17 protein-coding genes are annotated in these 22778 nt (G+C 65.3%); 9 read left to right on the top strand and 8 right to left on the bottom strand.

Annotated elements, in window-relative coordinates:
- The first annotated feature begins 95 nt into the window (after positions 1-95).
- From P0Y50_13280 to hutI, 3 genes are read left to right on the top strand one after another with little or no spacing between them, the layout of a single operon-like run.
- Positions 96-1466, top strand: coding sequence for a formimidoylglutamate deiminase (locus P0Y50_13280; protein WEK39497.1), 1371 nt, complete (start codon positions 96-98; stop codon positions 1464-1466).
- Complete coding sequence (hutC, locus tag P0Y50_13275; GenBank protein WEK39496.1) at positions 1463-2176, top strand: histidine utilization repressor; 714 nt, start codon at positions 1463-1465, stop codon at positions 2174-2176. Before P0Y50_13280 ends, hutC begins: the two co-directional genes overlap by 4 nt.
- Positions 2173-3369 carry an imidazolonepropionase gene (gene hutI, locus P0Y50_13270; protein WEK39495.1) on the top strand — a complete coding sequence of 399 codons (1197 nt, stop codon included), beginning with the start codon at positions 2173-2175 and terminating at the stop codon, positions 3367-3369. Before hutC ends, hutI begins: the two co-directional genes overlap by 4 nt.
- 5 nt (positions 3370-3374) lie before the next feature.
- Here hutI and P0Y50_13265 read toward each other — a convergent pair whose 3' ends face one another.
- Both P0Y50_13265 and P0Y50_13260 read right to left on the bottom strand, forming a co-directional pair.
- Complete coding sequence (locus P0Y50_13265; GenBank protein ID WEK39494.1) at positions 3375-3752, bottom strand: response regulator; 378 nt, start codon at positions 3750-3752, stop codon at positions 3375-3377.
- Positions 3749-5227, bottom strand: coding sequence for an HWE histidine kinase domain-containing protein (locus tag P0Y50_13260; protein WEK39493.1), 1479 nt, complete (start codon positions 5225-5227; stop codon positions 3749-3751). Before P0Y50_13260 ends, P0Y50_13265 begins: the two co-directional genes overlap by 4 nt.
- A gap of 161 nt (positions 5228-5388) precedes the next feature.
- Between P0Y50_13260 and P0Y50_13255 the strand changes: the two genes are divergently transcribed.
- A complete protein-coding gene (locus P0Y50_13255; GenBank protein WEK39492.1) occupies positions 5389-6909 on the top strand; it encodes a carboxylesterase family protein in 1521 nt (506 codons plus the stop codon).
- Positions 6910-6917: 8 nt separating this feature from the next.
- Here P0Y50_13255 and gor read toward each other — a convergent pair whose 3' ends face one another.
- Positions 6918-8300, bottom strand: a complete 1383-nt coding sequence (gene gor, locus P0Y50_13250; GenBank protein ID WEK41579.1) for a glutathione-disulfide reductase — start codon at positions 8298-8300, stop codon at positions 6918-6920.
- 162 nt (positions 8301-8462) lie between these two features.
- Between gor and P0Y50_13245 the strand changes: the two genes are divergently transcribed.
- The 3 genes from P0Y50_13245 (at position 8463) to P0Y50_13235 (ending at position 12683) form a co-directional block, all read left to right on the top strand.
- A complete protein-coding gene (locus P0Y50_13245) occupies positions 8463-8927 on the top strand; it encodes a hypothetical protein (GenBank protein WEK39491.1) in 465 nt (154 codons plus the stop codon).
- Positions 8928-9070: 143 nt separating this feature from the next.
- Entirely contained in the window at positions 9071-11425 is a 2355-nt protein-coding gene (locus P0Y50_13240; protein WEK39490.1) for a TonB-dependent receptor, read from the top strand.
- 94 nt (positions 11426-11519) lie between these two features.
- Positions 11520-12683, top strand: a complete 1164-nt coding sequence (locus tag P0Y50_13235; protein WEK39489.1) for a metallophosphoesterase — start codon at positions 11520-11522, stop codon at positions 12681-12683.
- A gap of 211 nt (positions 12684-12894) precedes the next feature.
- On the opposite strand, the gene P0Y50_13230 is transcribed toward P0Y50_13235, so the two are convergent.
- The 3 genes from P0Y50_13230 to P0Y50_13220 form a co-directional block, all read right to left on the bottom strand.
- Positions 12895-14553 carry a TonB-dependent receptor gene (locus tag P0Y50_13230; protein ID WEK39488.1) on the bottom strand — a complete coding sequence of 553 codons (1659 nt, stop codon included), beginning with the start codon at positions 14551-14553 and terminating at the stop codon, positions 12895-12897.
- Positions 14554-15195: 642 nt separating this feature from the next.
- Entirely contained in the window at positions 15196-15672 is a 477-nt protein-coding gene (locus P0Y50_13225; GenBank protein ID WEK39487.1) for a hypothetical protein, read from the bottom strand.
- A 215-nt stretch (positions 15673-15887) separates the two neighbouring features.
- Positions 15888-18866 carry a TonB-dependent receptor gene (locus P0Y50_13220; protein WEK39486.1) on the bottom strand — a complete coding sequence of 993 codons (2979 nt, stop codon included), beginning with the start codon at positions 18864-18866 and terminating at the stop codon, positions 15888-15890.
- A 185-nt stretch (positions 18867-19051) separates the two neighbouring features.
- Here P0Y50_13220 and P0Y50_13215 point away from each other — a divergent pair, with 185 nt between their 5' ends.
- Positions 19052-20767: an FAD-binding dehydrogenase gene (locus P0Y50_13215; GenBank protein WEK39485.1), complete on the top strand. Its 1716-nt coding sequence runs from the start codon at positions 19052-19054 to the stop codon at positions 20765-20767.
- A 29-nt stretch (positions 20768-20796) separates the two neighbouring features.
- Here the strand turns inward: P0Y50_13215 and P0Y50_13210 are convergent, their stop codons facing one another.
- Both P0Y50_13210 and P0Y50_13205 read right to left on the bottom strand, forming a co-directional pair.
- A complete protein-coding gene (locus P0Y50_13210; GenBank protein WEK39484.1) occupies positions 20797-21222 on the bottom strand; it encodes a DUF2147 domain-containing protein in 426 nt (141 codons plus the stop codon).
- A complete protein-coding gene (locus P0Y50_13205; GenBank protein WEK39483.1) occupies positions 21222-22007 on the bottom strand; it encodes a Coq4 family protein in 786 nt (261 codons plus the stop codon). Before P0Y50_13205 ends, P0Y50_13210 begins: the two co-directional genes overlap by 1 nt.
- Positions 22008-22068: 61 nt before the next feature.
- Here P0Y50_13205 and P0Y50_13200 point away from each other — a divergent pair, with 61 nt between their 5' ends.
- On the top strand, positions 22069-22677 hold the full coding sequence (locus P0Y50_13200; GenBank protein WEK39482.1) for a TetR family transcriptional regulator: 609 nt from the start codon (positions 22069-22071) through the stop codon (positions 22675-22677).
- The last annotated feature ends 101 nt before the right edge of the window (positions 22678-22778 follow it).

The raw sequence follows: 22778 nt of genomic DNA, 5'->3' as shown, positions 1-22778 counted from the left end.
TTCAGCCTCCCTCGCCAAATCGATCCATCGTGGTATGTCTAGACATATTGATCGTAGAGACGCGGACCTGTCCAGTGACCCCTGAAGCGCACCCTGTGGATCGCAGCCTCTGGTTCCAGGCCGCCCTGCTGCCGGACGGCTGGGCGAAAGGGGTGCGGATTGGGTTGGCGAACGGACGGATCGCCACGCTGGAAACCGGCGTTGAACGGGCGCCGGGAGAGGCGGACCACGGGGTCGCTCTGCCCGGCATGACCAATCTGCACAGCCACGCGTTCCAGCGGGCGATGGCGGGCCTGACCGAGGCGCGCGGGCCGTCTGACGACGACTTCTGGACCTGGCGGGCCCTGATGTACCGCTTTCTGGACCGGGGCGGGCCGGAGGAGATCGAGGCCATCACCGCGCTGGCCTTCATGGAGATGCTGGAAGGCGGTTTCACCCGCGTCTGCGAGTTCCACTATCTGCACAACGATGCGTCGGGCGCGCCCTATGCCGACATCGCCGAGATCGCCGGTCGGATCGTGGCGGCGACCCGGACGACGGGAATCGGCCTGACCCTGCTGCCGGTCTTCTACGCCCACGCCGGTTTCGGCGGCCAACCGCCCGCGCACGGCCAGCGACGGTTCGTGACCGATCTGGACGGGTTCGCCGATCTGACGGAGCGTTGCCGGGGTCTGGCCGCCGGGCTGGACGGCGCCGTGGTTGGCGTGGCGCCCCACAGCCTGCGCGCCGTCGCGCCGGATGAACTGGCGGCCATGCCTGCGCTGGCGGGCGACGAGCCGATCCATATCCACGTCGCGGAACAGACCAAGGAGGTTCAGGACTGCCTGGACTGGTCGGGCGCGCGCCCGGTGGAATGGCTGCTGGCCCATGCGCCGGTCGATCCGCGCTGGTGTCTGATCCATTCGACCCATGTGACCGCGGCGGAATGGCGCGGGATCGCGGATCGCGGCGCCGTGGTCGGCCTGTGCCCGATCACCGAGGCCAATCTGGGCGACGGCGTCTTTCCCGCCGTCGACTTCACCCAGGCCGGCGGACGGTTCGGCATCGGCACGGACTCCAATGTCCAGATCGGCGTGGCGGAAGAGCTGCGGATGCTGGAATACAGCCAGCGGCTGGCGCGGCGGGGGCGGGCGGTGATGGCCGATCCGCAGCGCTCGACGGGCCGCGCCCTCTATGACCGCGCCCTGGCGGGAGGGGCGCAGGCGGGCGGCGTCGAGGCGGGTCTGGTCATGGGCGGCTGGGCCGATATGGTGTCGCTGGATGTGGACGGGATCGCCTTCGCCGGACGTTCGGGCGATGCGGTTCTGGACAGCTGGATCTTCGGCGCGCCGCGATCCGGCGCGATCCGTTCGGTCTGGCGGGCGGGACGCGAGGTGGTGACGAACGGCCGCCATATCGCGCGCGACTCCATTCAGGCGCGTTATCGCCAGGCTCTTCTGAGGGTGCTGGGCGAGGCGGCGGCGTGACGCTGCATCAACGTATCTACGCCGATCTGGAGCGCCGCATCCTGTCCGGCGACCTGTCGCCCGGCGACCGTATTCCGTTCGAGCATGAGTTGACCGACACCTATCGCTGCTCGCGCATGACGGTGTCCAAGGCGATCTCCGAGCTGGCCGGGCGAGGGCTGGTGACGCGCCGCCGCCGCGCCGGCACCTTTGTCGCCCAACCCAAGGCCCACGCCGCTGTCCTGTCCATTCCCGACCTGCAGGCCGAGGTGGCGGCGAGGGGCCAAGCCTATGGCTATGCGCTTCTGGATCGCGCGGAGCGAAGCGCCCGCGACGACGACGAGGCCGAACTGGCCGCTGGTGAACGGCTGCTGGACCTGACCTGCCTGCACAGCGCGGACGGAATGCCCCTGGCGCTTGAGCATCGGCTGATTGCGCTGGCGGCGGCGCCTCAGGCGGTCGATGTGGATTTTCAGACGCTTGCGCCCGGCAGCTGGCTTCTGACCTCAGAGCCGTGGACCGAGGCGGAGAACCGGATTTCCGCCATCGAGGCGGACGTCACGGCCGCGCGGCTGTTGGGCCTGAAGCCGGGCGCCGCCTGTCTGTGTGTCGAGCGGCGGACATGGCGGGACGGGCAGGGGGTGACGCGGGTGTGGCAGACCTTCCCCGGCGACCGTTACGATCTGGTCGCGCGCTTTTCGCCCGGCCATATGAAGGATATCCGCCGATGAAGGCCGACCGCCTGCTGATCGACTGTCACGTCGCGACCATGGTCGAGGGCGCGGCCCCCTATGGCGCGATCACAGACGCAGCGCTGGTGATCGCGCAGGGTCGCATCGCCTGGGTGGGACCGCGCGCCGATCTGCCGGCCGTCGACGCCGCGCAGGTCGAACGCCTGGAGGGGCGCTGGATCACGCCCGGCCTGATCGACTGTCACACCCATCTGGTGTTCGGCGGGGATCGGTCGGCCGAGTTCGAACAGCGGCTGGGCGGCGCGACCTATGAGCAGATCGCCCGTGCGGGCGGCGGCATCGTCTCCTCGGTCATGGCGACGCGGTCGGCGTCGGAAGATGACCTGTTCGCCTCGGCCATGGATCGGCTGGCTGGCCTGAAGGTGACCGGCGTGACCACGGTCGAGATCAAGTCCGGTTATGGTCTGGATCGCGAAACCGAGCTGAAGATGCTGCGCGTCGCCCGCCGCATCGGCCGCGAGGGCGGAGTGCGCGTCCGCACCAGCTATCTGGGCCTGCACGCCGTGCCGCCCGAATATCGCGACGACCGCGCCGCCTATGTCGATCTGGCCATCGACGACATCTTGCCGGCAGCCCATGCCGAGGGTCTGGTCGATGCGGTCGACGCCTATTGCGAGCCCATCGCCTTTTCGACCGAGGAGGTTTCGCGCCTGTTCGACAGGGCGCGCCAACTGGGGTTGCCGGTCAAGCTGCACGCCGATCAGTTGTCGAATGGAGGCGGGGCGGCGCTGGCGGCGCGTCATCGGGCGCTGTCGGCCGATCACATCGAACACGCGACAGAACAGGGCGTCGCCGCCATGGCCGCCGCCGGCGTCGTCGCTGTTCTGTTGCCCGGCGCCTATCTGATGCTGCGCGAAACCCAGGCGCCGCCGGTCGACCTGTTGCGCCGCCACGGCGTGCGAATGGCCGTCGCCACCGACTGCAACCCCGGCACCTCGCCGGTCGCCTCCATGACCGCCGCCCTGAACCTGGCCTGCGTCCAGTTCCGCCTGACGCCGGAAGAAGCCCTGGCCGGCGCGACGCGGGAAGCGGCGCGGGCGCTAGGTCTGCTGGATGAGATCGGTACTGTGGAGACAGGCAAGGCCGCCGACCTCGCTGTCTGGAACGTCAAGCGGCCTGCGGAACTGGGCTACTGGCTTGGCAAGCCTGTGCTCCACGCCATCTATCGCTAGGCCGTTCAGGCCTCGGCGACGCCGATAGCCTTTATCAGGGCGTCGCGGATGGCGGCTTCGGTGAAGGGTTTCTGGACGGTGGGCTGGCCGCGCCATTCGTCGGGCAGGCCGCCTTCGCCATAGCCGGTGGAGAAGACAAACGGCACGCCGCGCGCCTTCAGCGCCTCGGCGACAGGGAAGACCTGCTGGCCGGCGACGTTGACGTCCAGCAAGGCGGCGTCCAGCCCCTCGGCGTCGCGCGCGAGGGCCAGACCCTCGTCGATGCTGGAGGCGGGGCCGACGGGCACGCACTCCATGTCTTCCAGAATCGTCTCGATCAGCATGGCGACCAGCGATTCATCCTCCACGATCAGGACGCGGCGGCCGTTCAGAGGATGGGTCATTGGGCTGCGGTCCTGTCGAGCGGAATCGTAAGCTCCGCGATCAATCCATCAGGGGCGTAGACCAGATCGATCTCGCCCGCCAGATCGTGGCGAATGTTTCGTTCAATCAAACGACTACCGAAACCTTTTCTGTCCGGTACCGTAACTTTCGGCCCGCCGATCTCTCGCCACGTCAGCCGCAGTTTTCGGGCCCGCTGATCGGCCAGCGCCCAGTCGATCAGGACGCGGCCATCAGGCGTGTGCAGGGCGCCGTACTTGGCGGCGTTGGTCGCCAACTCATGAAAGATCATGCCCAGCGACAGGACCACCGGCGGCTCCAGAGAGACGGGCGGGCCCACCAGACTGATCCGTGCAGGGCCATAGGCTTCGGTCTCGTGCTGCAGGATGGCGCGCAGGTCGGCGCCCTCCCAATGGCTCTGGGTCAACAGGTTGTGGGTGTGGGACAGGGACATGATCCGCGACTGGAAGGTCTCGGCGAAACCGGCGGGGTCGGCGTTGGACCGGGCGGTCTGGATGGCGATGGACTGAACGGTCGCCAGGGTGTTCTTCACCCGGTGGTTCAGTTCGTCGATCATCAGCTTTTGCCGCTGGGCCGCCAGGACGTTCGCAGTGACGTCATTGCCCTGAACGAAGATGCCGACAACAGTCCCGGACCCATCTCGGATCGGCTGATAGATGAAGTTCAGATAGACGGTTTCGAGCGGGCCGTCGGCCGTTCGTTGTAGTCGGGCGGCGCTTTCGCGGCCTTCATAGGGTTCGCCGGTCGCAAAGACGCTGTCCAAAAGATCAAAGAAGCCCTGGCCTTCAAGCTCAGGAAGGGCCTGGCGCACCGGCTTGCCGGAGATGTCGCGTCGGCCGATCAACTGGCCATAGGCGTCGTTGTGCATCTGAAACCGATGGGCCGGGCCGGACAGGATGGCAACGAAGCCTGGCGCCTGCATGAACATCTCGACCAGGCGATTGCGCTCGCGCTCCAGGCGTCGGTTGTCCTCCTGTACCGACTGGGCGCGACTTAGGACCGAGCCGCCCACGATGGCGTCCAGGGCCGTGATCGGCGCGTTCGGCCCCACAGCGGGCGACAGGTCGGTCAAGTCCATCGTGTGCTGCAACAGCAGCTCAACCTCGCCGGCCGCATTCAGCAGAGGCGTGTGCGTCGCGCTCCACACCCGTTCGACAAAGCCCATGGCGCCGTTGGGCAGGGGTTTTTCGACCGAGAAACGCACCAGCGCCAGATGATCGCGCTGGCGGGTCCGGCGCGCCTTTTCAAGCGATTCGCGGACCTGACGCACGTTTTCGGGCGCCTCTGAACCCGGGCCGGAATCGAAGGCGGCGAACAGCGGCTGGCCCACGATCTCCTGTCGCCGCGCCCCGGTCGCCTCTTCATAGGCGCGGTTGACGGCGACGATCCACAGGTCCGGCGTCAGCAGCACATAGGGGTTGGGCGAGCTTTCGAAGGCTGCGCCGAGGGCCGCCATTTGCGCGGCCGTCGGACCGTCTGATGTCTCTGGATCGTTCAACGCCTACCCCGCCTAGCTTGGCGATAACGCATGATCCGCAAAACGGTTCGCAGAAGAGATGTCGTCAACTGTGATCGCAAGGTCATTGGCCCGTCGCCAGGATTTGCTAATCAGCGGGGATGACAATCGCCGGCGTCTTCGCCACCCTCTCGCTCATGATGGCGCCCGCAGCCGACCAGCCCACAGTCCGCATTTCGCAGGGCGTCCTGACCGGACGCGCCGAGGCCGACGTGGTTGCGTTCAAGAACATCCCCTATGCCGCGCCGCCGACGGCCGCGCGGCGGTGGCGTCCGCCCGGTCCCGCGCCGACCTGGCAGGGTCAACGCGACGCCGGCGCCTATGGGCCGATCTGCATTCAGGCGCCGCCCGGCGGCGACCCCGGCGTCGGCCCGTTGCCGATGAGCGAGGACTGCCTGAACCTGAACGTCTGGCGTGCGGCGGCGACGGCTCAGCCGGCGCCGGTCATGGTCTGGATTCACGGCGGCGGGCTGGTGAACGGCTCGGGCACGGCGCGGCTCTATGACGGTTCGGCTCTGGCCCGGCGGGGCATGGTGGTCGTCACCCTGAACTATCGGCTGGGGCGGCTGGGCTTCTTCGACCATCCGGCCCTGGCGGCCGAGCGACCGGCGGGCGAGGCGGCCGGAAACTATGGTCTGATGGACGTCACGGCGGCGCTGAAATGGGTGCGCGCCAATATCGCGGCCTTCGGCGGCGACCCCGAGAACGTCACCATCTTCGGCGAATCGGCGGGCGGGGCCATCGTGACACGGCTGATGATCTCGCCGCCCGCGCGCGGCCTGTTCGATCGGGCCGTGGTCCAGTCGGGCCTGGGCCGCGAACTGCAGACGCCGCTGGATCGCAAGGGGCCGCACGGCGCCCCGTCGGCCCGGGATAGGGGCGAGGTCTGGGCCTATGGGGCGGGGCTTCGCACGGCGGCGGACCTGCGCGCCGCGCCCGCCGACCTGTTCCTGACGCCGCCGCCGCTGTTCGCCAATGGCGACCTGAGCCTGATCGACGGCCGGATCGTGCCGTCCACGGTCGAGGCCGCGTTCAAGGCCGGTCGCCAGGCGGCCGTGCCCCTGATCATCGGCTCCAACAGCGCCGAGTTCTGGTGGATGCGGCCGACGGACCGCAACGGCTATGGCCAGATCGACGACGACATGACCTGGCTGGAGCGGGCCGATGCGGTCCAGGCCTATGGCGGGCTGGAGGCGTTCGACAAGCTGGTGATCACCGACCTGGTCTTCTCCGAGCCGGCCCGGATGCTGGCGCGCCTGCACAACAAGGCCGGGCATCCGGCGTGGCTCTATCGTTTCGACGTCTCGTCGCCGCAGAACCCCGAGCCGCATGGCGGCGCCACCCATGCGATCGAGCGGCCCTATGTGTTCAGCACGCTGAACACCCTGCCGTATCCGGTCGAGGAACGGGACAAGAAGGCCTCCGACGTCATGATGGGCTACTGGACCGCCTTCGCCCGCTCGGGCGACCCGAACGGCGTCGGTCGGCCCGAATGGCCCAAGGCCAGGGCGGGGGACACCCGGCTGATGAATTTCGGCAACGGGGGGGCGACCGTGACGCCCGTGCCGTTCAGCGCGCGGCTGGACCTGCTGGAGCGGTTCCGCGAGCGGCCCCGGCCGTAACGGGCGCGTCAGCCGGCGGAGGTCGCCGGCGACTGCTTCTCCTTCAGCGTGACCAGTTCCTCGGCCATCGTCGGGTGGACGGCGCAGGTCGCGTCCCACTGGGCCTTGGTCAGCCCGGCCTTCACGGCGATGGCGGCCAGTTGGATCATCTCCGGGCTGTCGGGGCCGACGATGTGAACGCCGACGACCCGCTGGCTCTCGGCGTCGACCACCAGCTTCATCAGCACACGCTCGTCCGAGCCGGTGAAGGCATACTTCATTGGGCGGAAGCGGGTGACATAGACGTCCACCCCCTTGGCGCATGACCTCCGCGCCTCCGCCTCGCTGAGGCCCACGACCCCGACCGGCGGCTGGCTGAAGACGGCGGTGGCCACCGCCTCGTAGTCGAAGTGTTGGGGGTTGTCGCGATAGACTGTCTGATGGAAGGCGACCGCCTCGCGGATGGCGACGGGGGTCAGGTTCATCCGATCGGTCACATCGCCGATCGCCCAGATGTTGTCGGCCGTGGTCGCGGAATACTGATCGACCGTGATCGCGCCCTGGTCGTTCAGTTCGACGCCGGCCGTCTCCAGACCCAGATCCTTGACGTAGGGAATGCGGCCCGTGGCGAACATGACCACGTCCGTTTCCAGCTTCATGCCGTTTTCCAGATGATTGACCAGGCCGGTTTCGGTCTTTTCGATCTTCTCGTGCTGGCAGCCCAGGATCACCTTGACGCCGCGCTTCTCGATCTCGCCGGCCAGGTGCGCGCGCACGTCGTCGTCGAAGCCGCGCAGGATGTTGGGGCCGCGATAGATCAGGGTGGTCTCCACCCCCAGTCCGGCGAAGATGCCGGCGAACTCCACCGCGATATAGCCGCCGCCCGCGATCAGGATGCGCTTGGGCAGTTCCGGCAGATGGAAGGCGTCTTCGGAGGTGATGGCGTGTTCGATGCCGGGCAGGCTCTCCGGCTTCCACGGTCGCCCCCCGGTCGCGATCAGGATTTTCTCGGCGGTGGTGGTGCGGTCCTTGCCGAGGATTTCGACTGTGTGGGCGTCTTTCAGCACCGCCCGGCCGTGCACCAGTTCGACGCCCGCCTTGCCCAGATTGGCGGCGTAGATGCCCGACAGGCGGGCGATCTCGACATCCTTGGCCTCCAGGAACCTGGGCCAGTCGAACTTGGCATTGTCGAACGACCAGCCATAGCCCTCGGCGATCTCCAGCGCGTGGCTGACCTCGGACGCCATGACCATGAACTTCTTGGGCACGCAGCCGCGAATGACGCAGGTGCCCCCGACGCGGAACTCCTCGGCGACCGCGACCCGTTTCCCGTCCAGCGCCGTCAGCCGCGCCGCCCGCACCCCCCCGGAACCCGCGCCGATGACGAAGAGATCGTAGTCGTAGTCGGCCATTGTGCGTCCGTTCACCAGTAACCCATCCGATGGGGCCTTGGCATTTAAGCCGCCCGCCGCGAAATCCAAGCCCGCCTTATCGACCGTTCGACCGTCGGGATCGGAACAGCCGCCGCTGGTCACGGGTTCTGCATTGCCGTGAGGTCGTGAAAGGATGACGCCATGCCGCAGATAAGGATGGGATCGGTGATCGTGCTGGTCGGTCTGCTCGGTCTGGCCGGTTGCGACCGCCAGCCGGGCCAAACCCCAACCGCCGGGTCGCCCGTAACGTCGCAAGCCCCGGCGCCTAAGCCGAGCAATGGCCCTGCGCATGATCAGGCCGCGAACACGTCGCCGCAATCATTGACGCAATCCTGCTATTTGGCGGTGGATGGTCAGGTCCGGGTGCAGGGGCCGTGTCTGGTCTTTCCGTTCGGCGACGGCGGCTACACCCTGAACGCCTGGTCGAACGGCAAGCCGGCGCAGTCCCACTTCGCGGTCGTCACGACCAATGGCGACGGCACGGCGACCGCCACATGGAACGCCGATCCCGACGACACCCGCGCAGGCGATCCCCTCGGTACGGTCAAGTTCGCCAATGGATGCTGGACCAATGATCGCGTCCGGATTTGCGCGGCCAGGCTGTAGGAATGGGTGCTTCCGGTGCACCTGGCTGCAAGTCGGCGCCGTCTTGAAGTTGTTATGAAAGCGTAGCTTTATCGTATCCAGAGCAGCTTAGACGCGGCCCCATCAAGAGGGGGATATGCGTCATGGTGTCATGTTTTAAGCGTATGAGTCTGGCAAGCCTGCTGGTCGGAACGGCTTTGTCGGGGTGGGCGGGGGCCGCCATCGCGGAGACCACAGCCGCTGATCCGGCTGTCGATCAGGCCGTGCAGGGGCAAGCGGCCGATCAACTGGACGAGATCGTGGTGGTCGGCTCGGGCCAGACCCGTTCGGTTTCGACCCTGACGCCGGCCAATCTGGAAGCCCTGCCGCCGGGAACCAGCGTTCAGAAGGCGCTGAACTTCCTGCCGGGCGTCAGCGCCCAGTCGATCGACGCCCTGGGGGTGAACGAGCAGTCGCTGACCCTGCAGGTGCGCGGGTTCAACACGACCCACCTCGGCTACACGCTGGACGGGGTGCCGCTGGGCGACGGCGCATACAACAACTACAACGGCCTGACGATCAGCCGCGCGCTGATTTCAGAGAACCTGGGCCGGGCGGACCTGGCCACCGGCATCGCCGGCCTGGCCATCCCGTCGACCAGCAACCTGGGCGGCGCCCTGATCTACACCTCGCGCAATCCCAGCCGTTCGTTCGGTCTGGCGGCCAGCCAGGGCTTCGGCAGCGAGGCGTCCAAGCGCAGCTTCCTGCGTGTGGACACGGGCGAATACAACGGCTTTTCGGCCTATGTGTCCGGCCAGTACAGCGAACAGGACCTGTTCGTGAACCAGGGCGACTACAAGACCTCCTGGGGGCGGCAGTTCAACGGCAAGGCCATGTACCGCTTCGACCGCGGCGCCATCACCGCCTTCGCCGACGTGTCGCGCACCAACCAGGCGGACGACGCCTATCTGTCCAAGGACATGCTGAACCGGCTGGGCTGGGACTGGGCGGGTTATGCGCCCGACTGGCAGTCGTATCTGGGCGTCGCCTATTGCGGCGTGAGCAAACCCACGGCGACGGCCAACTGCGTCGCGGCGCCCTCGCCGCAGAAGAATTCGGACGTGACCTTCACCAACGGTCAGATCCTGCGCAACGACGAGCTCTATTATCTGGCGGGCGACTATAATCTGACGGACGATCTGAAGGTCGAGGCCAAGGTCTATCGCCACAGGAACAAGGGCGCGGGCAACAACTTCATCACCGGCTGGTCCACCCAGGGGACGACGAGCACGGCCGACGACGTGCCGGTTCAGATCCGCGACACCCGCTACACCATCGACCGCTCGGGCGTGCTGGGCGGATTGAGCTGGACCTTTGGCCCCCACCACGTCCAGGCCGGATTCTGGTTCGAGGAGAACACCTCCAGCGCGGCGCGCTACATCCGCACCGACGTGACCGGGCCCTTCAGCCTGGCGCACTATCTGGGCGGTCAACCGGAAAAGGCCCAATGGGTTCAGGAGACGGACTGGAAGACGCGCCAGTTCTATGTTCAGGACACGCTGTCGCTTCTGAACGACGCGGTGACCATCGATTTCGGCTTCAAGAGCACCTACGCCAAGTCCGACGCCCGGGCGGTGGACGGGATCGCCCTGACCCCGCCGCCCAGCTCCAGCCAGTTCGCCAGCGGCAGCCTGACGGCCAAGGACAACTTCCTGCCGGAAATCGGCGTCCACTGGCAGGTCGCCGAGGGTCATGAGCTGTACGCCAGCTACGCCGAGAACATGGCCATGTTCCAGGGCGGCTTCAAACTGGGGCCGCAATCGGTGTCGCAGACGATCTGGGACCTGCAGGGCCAATATCTGAAGCCCGAAACCTCCAAGAGCTTCGACGCCGGCTATCGCTACATCAGCGGACCGCTTCAGGTCGCCCTGGCGGCCTATCGGGTCAAGTTCGACGACCGCCTGCTGCAGTACAATCCGTGCCCGACCAACCAGCAGCAGAACCCCGGCTGCGGCAACTCCTTCCACAACGCCGGCAGCGTCACCAGCACGGGTGTCGAACTGGGCGTGCTGTGGAAGCCGACGCCCTGGTTCAACTGGTACAACTCGGCCTCTTACAGCAAGACGACCTATGACGACGATCTGGACTGGTGCACCAGCACCTGCGTGGTCAAGGCGACGGCCGGCAAGCAGCAGGTCGATACGCCCAAGGAAATGCTGTCCAGCGTCGTGACGGTGAACTGGCGTGGCTTCTCGGGTTCGCTGATGGGCAAATATACGGGCGAGCGGTTCTACACCTACACCAACGACCAGGGCTTCGGCGGCTATACGACCTTCGATCTGGGTCTGAGCTATGACCTGAGCGAGGTCGGCGCGACCGGCGTGAAGTTCGCGGTGAACGTCACCAACCTGACGAACAAGCGCTACGCCTCCAACTTGGACGGCAGCGTCTTCGCGCCGGACGATTCGACGGGCAGTGTCGTGGTGTTCCACGCCTCGGCGCCGCGTCAGGTGTTCGCCACCGTAAGCTACGCCTTCTGACGCCCTCAAGTCGGCGCCGACGGCCCCTTTTTCGCACCCGCGCGAAAAAGGGGCCGTCGTGCGTGATACAAGACCGTATTCTGGAGACGCACCGATGATGATGTCGCGCTGGATTCGAACCCTTGGAACGATGCTGGCCGCATCGTCTCTGGGGCTGGCGGGCGCCGCCTACGCCCAGGACTTCACGGTCGCGGTCGTGCCGGACACCCAGAACTATTCCGACGTGACCCTGGTCCAGCCGCGCGGCGAAGAGACTTTCGCCCAGGAGATGCAGTATCTGGCCGACCAGCGCGACGCCAAGGCCATCGTCTTCGTCACCTTCGTCGGCGACATCGTTCAGCACGGCGACGGCCGTTTCCGCGTTCCGGCCACGGACACGACCCCGGCGCGGATCATGGATGTCCGCGCAGAGTGGGACATCGCCAACCGCGCCATCTCGATCCTGAGCCGCAGCGGCCTTCCTTTCGGCATGTCGCCGGGCAACCACGATTACGACAACTATTCCTGGTGGTCGGAAGAGGGTGGTCCGGGCGCCTCGCGTCCCCTGTCCGGCGGTCGCGCCTGGGGCTTCTATTTCGGGCCGAACTCGCATCATTTCGTCGGCAGGGACTGGTATGGCGGCGCCTCGCCCAATGGGCTGAACAGCTGGCAGACCTTTATCGGCGACGGGCAGCCGTATCTGCATCTGTCGTTGGAGATGGATCCGCCCGCCAGCGTCCTGGACTGGGCGCAGGACGTTCTGGACGCCCATGCCGGCCTGCCGGTCATCGTCACCACTCACGAATGGCTGTCGCCCAGCAAGACCGGCGAAACCCAGCGGGGCGACAGCACCGCCAACAGCTTCGCCGGAACCGATCATCTATCGCCGGATCAGGTGTGGGATCGCTTCATCCGCAAGAACCCCATGATCTTCATGGTGCTGAGCGGCCACGCCTATCTGCCCGCGGTCGATGGCGTTTCGCTGGGCGAGAACCTGAGGATCGACCGCAACGACGCCGGACATCCCGTCTATCAGGTGCTTCAGGACTATCAGGCCAACACGGTCGGTCCGGACGGCCAGGCGGGGTCCGCCAACGGCGGGGCCGGGTGGCTGAGGTTCATCCGCTTCGACGTGGCGCGGCGTAAGATGCATTTCTACACCTATTCGCCGCTGCTGGACCGTTACGCCGGCCGAGACGGGCAGGCGACCTTTGGCGTGGCTCCTGGTCTGTCGGATTTCGAATTGGACTTCCCGCCGCAGATACCAGCAAGGCCCTGAGAAGCGCTTCCTGTCTCGGCGCCTGTTCCCAAGAAGACGCGCCGGATCATCGGTTCAAAGGCTTTCAAGCGACAGGGCGTCGCCATCCTACGGACGACCTCAGTCGTGCGGGCGCTTCTGTGCAGTATCTGGGCCCATAGCGCTTACTTCCATTGGAAAAGATCGCACCGTCAAATGCCGGGCCCAAACACCTGGACCGACCGCCCCGATGTCAGAAGCGGCGGCTTGCCGTGATGCGTATCGTTCGGCCTAGCGGGTCTCTGTCATTACGGCCATAGCCTGGAGCGGGGGATCCATCGCCAAGACGCGCCTCTGGTCTGGCGTCGAACAGGTTCTCGATTTCCAGTTCCAGGCGCAGACCGTCGTTTCGACGCCGGCCAGCCTCCGTCGTCGCCGTCTGCTTCGTCTCCAGCGTGGTGCTGATCTTGAGGCCGAGGGTTGTCAGGGGCGACAAGAGGAGGTCTTGCGATCCGTCCTGGCCGACATCGAGGCGAATTCGGGCGCTGCTGCGCCAGGCGGCACTGAGGTTCGCCCCCCAACGCCCCAGACGGCCGTCCATTCTCAAGGTCGCCTGATGCCGGGAGATCCCGCCGCCATCGCCGGCCAGTTGATCGAAAGCGGGAAGGTCGTCGCGGATCGTCAGACGATCCGCCAGGCGCCAGGTGTGGGTGAGCGAGACTTGGATCGAGCCTCGCCTGGATGTCGCAGTGTCGCCCAAGGGGATGTTGGCGGTCAGGCCGGATGAGAGGCTGTCGGACGCGATCTCCTGCAGATTGATCGCGCGCTGGTCGATGGCGAGCAGACGCCCGGTCCCGTCTCTGATGTATCGGTCTGGAAACGCGGCCTCGGTCGCCGGGGTCAAGGCGGGCAGGGCGCCAATGGCGTCGGTCGATCGCATGCTCTGAAGATCGACGTTGCCTTGGATGCCCCAACGACCGAACGGTCCGGCCGAGGCTCCGATCGACGCCGATTGTGTTTCCTGCGCCCGAAGGCTTGGGTTCCCGCCTAGGAGGGGCAGTATCTCCACGGCCTCGCCGGATCGGAAGTCATAGATAGTCTGCGGCGCGCCATAGAGGATCGGAGCGAACCTTTGATCGCTGGTCGGAGCGTCCGTGGCGCGAGACCATTGCCCCGTAAAGCGATACCGGCCCGTCGGTGTCCAGGCGAAGCCGACGTTAAACCCCTGACCGTCCGCGCCCGCGGTGTCCAGCGTTCTCAGCCGCCCGCCCAGCGTGACAGAGAGGTCGCCCCAACCGCCCCCTCGCTCGCCGTGTTGCGTCGACCAGACCGGCAGCGTCAGGCCAGACCTCACATCGAGCGCCGCCGATGACTGGGCCGCCGATGGCTGGGCCGCCTCCAAGCCCGAGGCGTCGGTCTCGTTTCGGGCGCGCGAGTATTGCGCATCCACTGTCATCAGCATCGGCCCCGCCGGCAGGTCGATCAGTGTCCGGTCGGCGGACAGGGTCGCCACGCCCGATAGAGTTCGGGCGGTAAGGTCCAGAATGCCTTTTTGTCGGCTTTCGCTGCCGACGACATCCAGCCCCATCCGGACTGACCAGCCATAGGCTGAACCGCTGACGCCGCCGCTCGCGTTGAGGATGCTGGTCGACTGTCGCGTATCGAGCGCGGTTCCCCCGACTTGCGATGAGAACCGGCTGCGCTGTTCCTGTGCGCTGGCGGTCAGCGATGTCGTCCATTCGCCGATGGCGCCCGTCATCGACAGGTTCGCCGCGGCTGTCCGGGTTGCGGGGCGCAACGTGGTGCCTTCACGCGCGGGATTGTCCCTGATGAGGCCCGATCGCTCGTCCGCCCTGAGCGAGGTCGTGCGCCCCGCCTCGAGGCCGAATTGGAGCGTGTCGGTGTCTTTCAACTGAGATTGGCGGGCGTCGACCGCCAGGGTCGAGGTTCCGCCGCTGGTCGGTCGCGACGCGCGGGCCAGACCGTCGCGGCTTCTGAACTCGGGAACGAGAACGATGTTGACCACTCGCCGGGAGGGGGCGGCGCCATAGGTCGCCCCCGCCTGTTGAGGCAGGATTTCGAGCCGGGACAAGGCGTCTGGCGGGAAGCCGAGGAAGTTCCGGGGATCGACCACCCGACGACCGTTGACAATAACCAAGGGCGGCTCCGGAAGGCCCAGGTTTTCGCTGATGCGATTGATGACCTCGCCGATGTCGTAGGCGCCGATATTGTCGATCTCCTCGACGCCAAGCTCGCGTTCGGGCGCCACTCTGGCGGCGCCCCGCCGTCCGACCACGACGACGTCGTCGAGCTGCGCCGGGGCGGCGACCTCAGCGTCTTGCGCGAACGCGGCCAAGGCGACGAAGGACAGGCAGGACAGCATCTACGCGATCACCCCGATCTGCTGAGCATCAAGACCGGAACATTGAGCCGGCGTAACCTTGTGCGGATCATGCGTGCTGGCATGGCGTGTCGAGAAGGCGAAAAAGGCTGGGCGTCGAAGACGCCCAGCCAAGGCTTTTCAGGTTTCCGCGAGCGCCAGACAGCGTCGGGACTAAAGGATCTGCAGGCCGGGGATACGGATGGAGCCGCTGACGATGGTGCAGTTCAGGCCGCCGGCATTCACGGGCGGCAGCACATTGTTGTTGAAGGTAGCCGTGCGGGTCGTGTTGTTCCATGCGACCACCACCGTGCCGTAGCACGGGTCGTTGGCGACCGTGTTGGCGCCGATGGTCAGCGAGATCGACGTGGTCGATCCCGGCACGACATTCGCTGACCAGGAGCCGTAGGGCGCCACTGCGATACATAGGAAATCGCCGGCGCTGATGCTGCGGGTCGGGATAGGCCGACTCGTTGCGCCCGGCGACGCCGTGATGGAGACGTTGCAGTTCACATTGGTCGTCTGTTGAAGCTGGACAACGCCGGAACCCGACAGGTTCCCCGTACTGGGTGAGAACGACTGGGCAAACGATGGCGACGCGAGGGCGACCGTCGCGAGGGCTGCAGCGGCGAAGGAAAGTGTCTTGATCATGATAGTCCTCCCTAGTGCGGGCCTTCGTCGGCCCTATGAAAATTTGGACTGTCCTAATGTTCGGACGCCTATTAACAGCGACGTAAGGACTGGCGAGTCAAGAGAAAAATTGTTACCTTTCAACGAGGTAAGAGGATTCCAGGCCGAAAATCCCGACCGCGAATGCGATCGGGTGAGGCCGATTCCGCCGGCGCGCCGACGAGGTGTTTTGCGCCTTAGAAGCTCTTGGTCAGGCGCACGGCGAACAGCCGGGGATCCAGAGTAAAGACATTGGTGGTCAGGCCTGTGTCGTCGGAGTTGGTGAAGGCGTCCACGATCGGCGCGTCATCGAAGACGTTCTTGACGTAGGCTTGCAGGGTCAGGCCCCGTCTTGTGTCTTCCAGCTTCACTGAAAGGTTGAGGTTGTCCCAGCCCTCAAGCCGATCATACTCGGTATTGTAGACTCGGAAGAAGCTTTCGCCCTGGCGATAGTAGTCGCCGCGAACTGTGAAATCCCAATCGCCCATGAACCAGGTGTATTGCGCCCCGATGTTGGCGGTCCAGTTGGGCGAGTTGGGCAGTTCGTTGCCGCTCAGGTCCGCCTCGAAACCGCGCCCGCCGTTGGGGGCTTGGGTCAGCGGATCGTAGGTGAAGCGATAGAAGTTGTAGAACGGCAGGCTGGAACTGATGGCGGGGTTGAAGGTGCCGAACCGTGACGAGCCAGAGCACAATGCGCTAAGGGCGAACGTCGTCAGTGCGTCGCCGAGGTTAGTGTCCAAAATGCGCTGCGCTAGTTCACGGGGCGCGACACAGTTCGACGGAACCTGTATCCAGGGGCGCAAGGTGATCCAGTCCTCATTCCCTTGAGTCCGGTTCATCACGTCGATGGAGCCTTCGCCGTCGGCGACACGGGTTTTCAGATACCCTAGATTGCCGTCGATCTGGAAATTGGGGGTTGGCTTGTAGACCGCTTCCAGTTCCAAGCCCCAGATCGTGGCGTCGAAGTTTTCGTTCAGCGAGATGCGATCGACGATCTGGGAAACCTGGTAGTCTTTGTAATCGTAGTAGAAACCCGTGGCGTTAAGCCTCAATGCGCCGTCCATCAGGGTGTTCTTCGTGCCGACTTCAATAGCGGTGACATATTCCGGCTCGAAGGTGCTGGCGAGGGGCTGGTATTGCACAACGGCGGGGTTCAGATCCAATCTGGGTGGATTGGTGCCGCCGCCCTTGTAGCCCCGCGAAAGCGATCCGTAGATCAAGGTGTCGTCCGTAAACGACAGCGTCGGCGACCAATCCAGAACGATACGACCCGTGACCGCCTCCCACTTCTGCTCGATGTCCGGCAGCGCGTAATAGCCCCGACGCACATAGCCGCCGGTTCCTAGACCGGGCAGACCGTTGGGCCTTGCGCCAAGCAGAAGCTGGCTGGGGTAGGGCGTCGTGTCCTTGCGGTCTTCCGTATAGCGTAGCCCGGTCGTCAATCTCAGGTCAGGAGTCAGGTCCCAATAGCCCTCGCCAAACACGGCCCACGAGCGGGTATGGACGACGTTCTTGCTGCGGAAGTAATTGTGACCCTCTTCATTGATCTCGCCCAGTGGATTGGGATCGACGTAGACGCACTCTCCCGGTCGTGTGTCAGTGCAGGGCGCGGTTCCAAGACCACCGTTAGGAAGATTGGCGAAGTTATAGAAATATTCCGCAATCAGAGAAAACGTATTGTTGAATACGAAATAATCATCCTGCGTTTTGAAATCCAGGTAGTTGGCGCCGACGCTGAAGTTGAAACGGCCGCCCATGTCGGATTGTAACCGGAACTCCTGATACCATTGGCGATTATCCGAACGGCTTAGGTCGACTGAAAGGATGCGGTCTGATGGACCGAGTTGCGGATCAGTATAGATTCCGCCCGGGGTGGCGGTTGACGGCGTTGGATTTCCATCGAAATCTACTCCCAGATTGGCATCTGTGAATGTAGGATTGGATACGTAGCGCGCATAGTCCTGTGACGCATAGTAATCGTCTTTGGCGTATGCGGTCTGGGAAAATAGAGTAAGGTTGTCGGTCAGATCGAATTCCAGATTGACCTGAGCAACGTCATTTTTGGCTCTAAAAAAAGGATCGAAATTGGTCGCGATTTCTCTCAGGTTTCTGGATTGGACGACCCCCTCATAAGGGTCGCTGCCCAAAGGAATGATGGTTCTTGATTGCAGTGTTTCGCTGTCGAAACCGATGCCTGGAGCGATGGCCAGCAGGCGGACGGGGCCGAATGATCCACCGTTCGGCGTGCCAAATGCGGCGTCGTCATACAATGAGCCGGGCAGACAACCTTGGCTCAACTGGTCCTGAAGAAATCCTTCAGGCACCGTCGCCGACCCCACCTGGGTCGGTCCCGGATCGCGCGTGCACAGCTGTTTGCCGGTGCGCGAGCGGTTGTCGTCTTCCTCGAAATGTTCCCAGATCGCATTGGCGCGGAACCGGGCGGTCGGTTCCCAGCGGGCCGACAGGCGGGTGGTGAACAGGTCGCGGTCGTTGACGTGGGTGTCGTTGAAACTGTTGTAGTCGAAGCCGTCGCGCTTGGTGAAGGCGAATGCGCCACGCATGGCGAAGGTCTCGCCCAGAGGAATGTTGACCATGGCCTGAGCGCGTTTGCTGTCATAGTTGCCCAGCTCGCCCGTCGCGAAGCCTTCCGACCGGAACACCGGCAGTTTGGGGAACATATTGACCACGCCGCCCGTGGCGTTGCGGCCGTAGAGCGTGCCCTGCGGTCCGCGCAGCACCTCTACGCGATCGACGTCCAGATACTCCTGCTCGAACAGGCGGTTGCGGATCAGCGGCGTGTTGTTGAAGCTGACGGCCACGGCCGGGTCGCTGGAGGCTGAGACGGCCTTGGTCCCGATCCCGCGGATCGAGAAGTTGTACATGCTGAAGTTGGCCTTGGAGAAGGTCACGTTTGGTACGGCGCGCAGCAGTTCGGAGCCGCCTTCGATCTGACGCGACTCCAGCGCTTCGGATGAGAGGGCCGTGACGGCGATCGGCACGTCCTGAACGGACTGCTCGCGCTTCTGCGCGGTGACGATGATGTCGTCCACGACGGCGGCCGGCGGATTGGCCTGGGGCGTCGCCGTCTGCGCGAATGCCGGTGCGCCGGTCATCAGGAGAGCGGTGGCCGATGCAGAAAGCGCAAGGCGCGTGCGAATACAGGCCGCTGAAGCCATGAAGTCCTCCCTGAGCGCGCCGTTTTTCGACGTCGCATGATGTGCGTTTCCTCCCGCCTGTATTTTCCGTTCGGCAGGGCGGGGCCACCTACGGTTGGCGTCAGCTTCGCACTACTCACTGTCATGTCAATACCTATTGACAGCGATGTTGGTTGACGGCCATCCGAAGGGAGGCTGAGTTTCAGGTGTTTTTCACCGCGAAGCGCGCGGCGCAGGAGGGCGAAATGGACTATGACGCCATAATCGTTGGGGCGGGGCTGGCCGGTCTGGTCGCCGCAAACGAACTGGTGCAGGCCGGACGTCGCGTGGCGCTGGTGGATCAGGAAAACACCGCGAACCTGGGCGGGCAGGCCTATTGGTCGTTTGGCGGCCTGTTCCTGGTCGACAGTCCTGAACAACGTCGACTAGGCGTGCGCGACGGGTTCGATCTGGCCTGGTCGGACTGGCAAGGCAGCGCCGGCTGGGACCGTCTGGACGGAAGGCTCGCGGAGGACGAATGGGCTGCGCGATGGGGCAGGGCCTATGTCGAGTTCGCGGCGGGGGAAAAGCGCAGCTGGCTGCGGCGCCACGATATCAGACTGACGCCGATGGTCGGCTGGGCCGAGCGGGGCGACGGCCGCGCCGACGGTCACGGCAATTCGGCGCCGCGGTTCCACGTCGCTTGGGGCACGGGAACAGGCGTGAGCGGCCCCTTTGCGGACCGCGTACGAGAGGCGGAAAAACGTGGCGCCCTGGTTTCCTATCCGCGTTGCCGTGTCGATGACCTGATTGTCGAAGCTGGGTGCGTGACGGGCGTTTCAGGCGTCAGGCTGGCCCCGGACGATGCGCCGCGGGGTGTGCGGTCAAACAGGGATGAGGTCGGATCCTTCACCCTGAAGGCGTCCGCCGTTCTGATCGCCACCGGCGGCATCGGCGGCGATCATGACAAGGTTCGGCGCCTTTGGCCGACACGCCTGGGCACGGCGCCGCGCGAGATGATCACGGGCGTGCCGGCCTATGTCGACGGTCGTGGTCTGGACATCGCCGAGAGGGCCGGCGCCCGGCTCGTGAACCGTGATCGCATGTGGCACTACGTCGAGGGCATCCGGAACTGGAACCCGATCTGGCCTCGGCACGGCATCCGTATCCTGCCGGGGCCGTCGTCTCTATGGCTCGACGCCTTGGGACGCCGCCTGCCGTTTCCTGCCCTGCCGGGTTACGACACCCTGTCGACCCTGCGCCATCTGCGGACCGCGCCGGGCCTGGCGGCGCACGACCACTCGTGGTTCATCCTGACCCAGGTGATCCTCGAAAAGGAGTTCGCGCTGTCGGGTTCGGAACAGAACGGCGACATCACGTCGGGCGAGTGGCTGCGCGTGCTCAAGACCCGGCTGGGCAAGGGGGCGTCCCCCGAGGTCGAGGCCTTCAAGGCCCAAGGTGCGGATTTCGTGGTCGCGGACCAGGTCGAGACGCTGGTCGAAAAGATGAACGCCCTGACGCCCACGCCGCTTCTGGATGCGGCGGCCGTTCTCAGGACGATCAAGGCGCGCGACGCCCAGATGGACAACCCCTTCGCCAAGGACCTTCAGGTTCAGGGCATCCATAACGCCCGGCGTTATCTTGGAGACCGGCTCGCGCGCGTCGCCAAGCCTTATCGCCTGCTTGATCCTGCAGCCCGGCCGATGATCGCCGTCAAGCTTCATGTCCTGACGCGAAAAAGCCTGGGCGGGATACAGACCGATCTGAGCAGCCGGGTCCTGAAGGCCGATGGATCCGTCCTGAAAGGTCTCTACGCTGCTGGCGAAGCCGCCGGGTTCGGGGGCGGCGGCGCCCACGGCTATAACGCCCTGGAGGGCACGTTCCTGGGCGGCTGCATCTTCACCGGGCGCGCTGCTGGACGAGCCATGAGCGAGCTGAGCTGAGCATTGCTCGCGCCTTTAACGCCGCAAGGCTAATCGGCGCGTGTCCAGGTCTGGGTGCGGCACAGCAACGGCGCGATACAGCCGCGCACCGACAGCCGATCGCGCGCGACCAGCGTCAGGGTTCCGCGCGGGGCGCGCTGGCCGCTGTCGGGATCATACAACGGCCCCCCATTCCAGGTCGTCGGACCGCCCGTGAAGCCGTCGAGCACGCGCAAGCCCCGCAAGGGTCGGTCACGCAGGCGCGTCTCGCGATTGCGGACGTCCTTCTGGTCAGGATTGCGACGCAGTGGCGCGGCGTCGACGATCCGGCCGCACAGGGCGGGGCCGCAGGCATGGATTTCCACCACCCCGTCCTGAGCGGTGGTGCGCCATCTGCCGATCAACGGCGCATCCTGAGCTGAAGCCGGCGCCGCCGCGATCCCGGCGACGATCAGGGCGGCCGCGACGCGTGACATCAGGCGGGCGCCAGCAAGGTGTTGCGCAATTCGACCGGGATCTGATCGTAAAGCGTGGGTCCGGCCAGGCCCAGGCGTGCGCGGGCCTGATCCAGCGGCTCGGTCATCAGCGCTTCGTAATCCAGCCCCGGCAGCCAAGCCGCCTTGCGTCCCCGACGCCAGGCCTGAAGAATGGCGCGCGCGCAGGGATAGCCCGTGCGGGCCTTCGCCGCCTCGACCGCGACGCCGGCGGCGATCAATCCAAAGCCGGCGCTCCGTGTCTGGGGCAGGGAAAAGGCGACCACGCAGGCCTCGCCCAGCGCGTCCGTGCGATAGCCGGCGAGGATGTGCCACAGGTCGTGGATGTCGCGTAGACGGCGCGCATACCAGGCATAGGGATGGGCGGCCTCGATCTCGGTGTCGGCGACCTTCTGACTCTCGCCGGCCAGGCCGTAGGCCGACAGATTGCGTTCGTCGATGAACTCGAGATAGGCGCGGCCCACCGATCCCTCCGGCATCGATTCCAGCCAAGGCCGATCATGCAGACGGTCGGCCAGTTCGACCATCTTGAAGGCCTGTCGCGAGCCTTCGGTCTGATCCAGCATCTTGTGATAGCCGTGGCGCACTGAACTGCCGGCCAAGGCGTTCATGATCTCGAACACCTGGGTGGTGTCCTCCTTGTTGGCGATCAGTCGACGCAGGGCGCGTAGAGCGCGCAGCGGCTGAACACGCCGGGGCTGAAGCCGGGTGGCTTTGCGAGCGGCGGTTTGGAATGCTCCCTCGTCGATCAATAATTCTGCTGTCACTTGCTCTATCCGCCCGCTGTGCTTAACCAATCTGCTATCTACATGGATGTAACTAACAGCAATGTCAATAGAGCGCGTTCGTCGCCGTCGACGCACCCCTGAAGAGGCCCGACAGGAGGCGCTGGTCTGCGCCCGCAAGCGTCTGCTTGCGGGTGGACCCGACTCCGTAACCCTCAAGGCCGTGGCCGACGACCTCGGCATGACCCATGCCAACCTCATTCATCATTTCGGATCCGCCGAGGGCCTTCAGTCGGCCCTGATGGGGTCCATGGTCGCTGACCTGTCTCACGCGCTTGACACCGCGATCGCTCGCTTACGGACAGATGACGGCGCGCCGCTGGAATTGGTCAACGCCGTGTTCGACGCCTTTTCAGAAGGCGGAGCGGGAAAGCTGGCGGCCTGGATCGTGCTGAAAGGCGATCTGTCGCACCTGGAGCCTGTTCGCAGCGCCGTGAACGGGCTGGTGCACGCCATCCAGGACAAGCTCGGCGATCCGTCGGACGCCAGTCAAATTAACCTGTCCTCGGCCGTTCTCTTCATCGCCCTGAGCGCCTTTGGCGAAGCTCTGATCGGAGAGCCGCTCAGAGACATGCTCGATCAGGATGAAGACGCCAGCCGCCGCGTTGTCGCGGGCCTGCTGCCCTATTTCGTCGCCCGTTCCGAGCGGTAGAGGGAAGGAGGCGTCGCCAGCCTCATCCACCCAGACCCGGTGGTCGAATGCAAGAACGAGCCGAATTTTCCCGCTCTAAACAGCCAGGTCAGACTGACGTG

The organism is Candidatus Brevundimonas colombiensis (genome assembly GCA_029202665.1).
Lineage (GTDB): Bacteria > Pseudomonadota > Alphaproteobacteria > Caulobacterales > Caulobacteraceae > Brevundimonas > Brevundimonas colombiensis.
The sequence above is the reverse complement of the archived record's forward strand: the minus strand, read 5'-3'. Positions and strand labels throughout refer to the sequence as shown.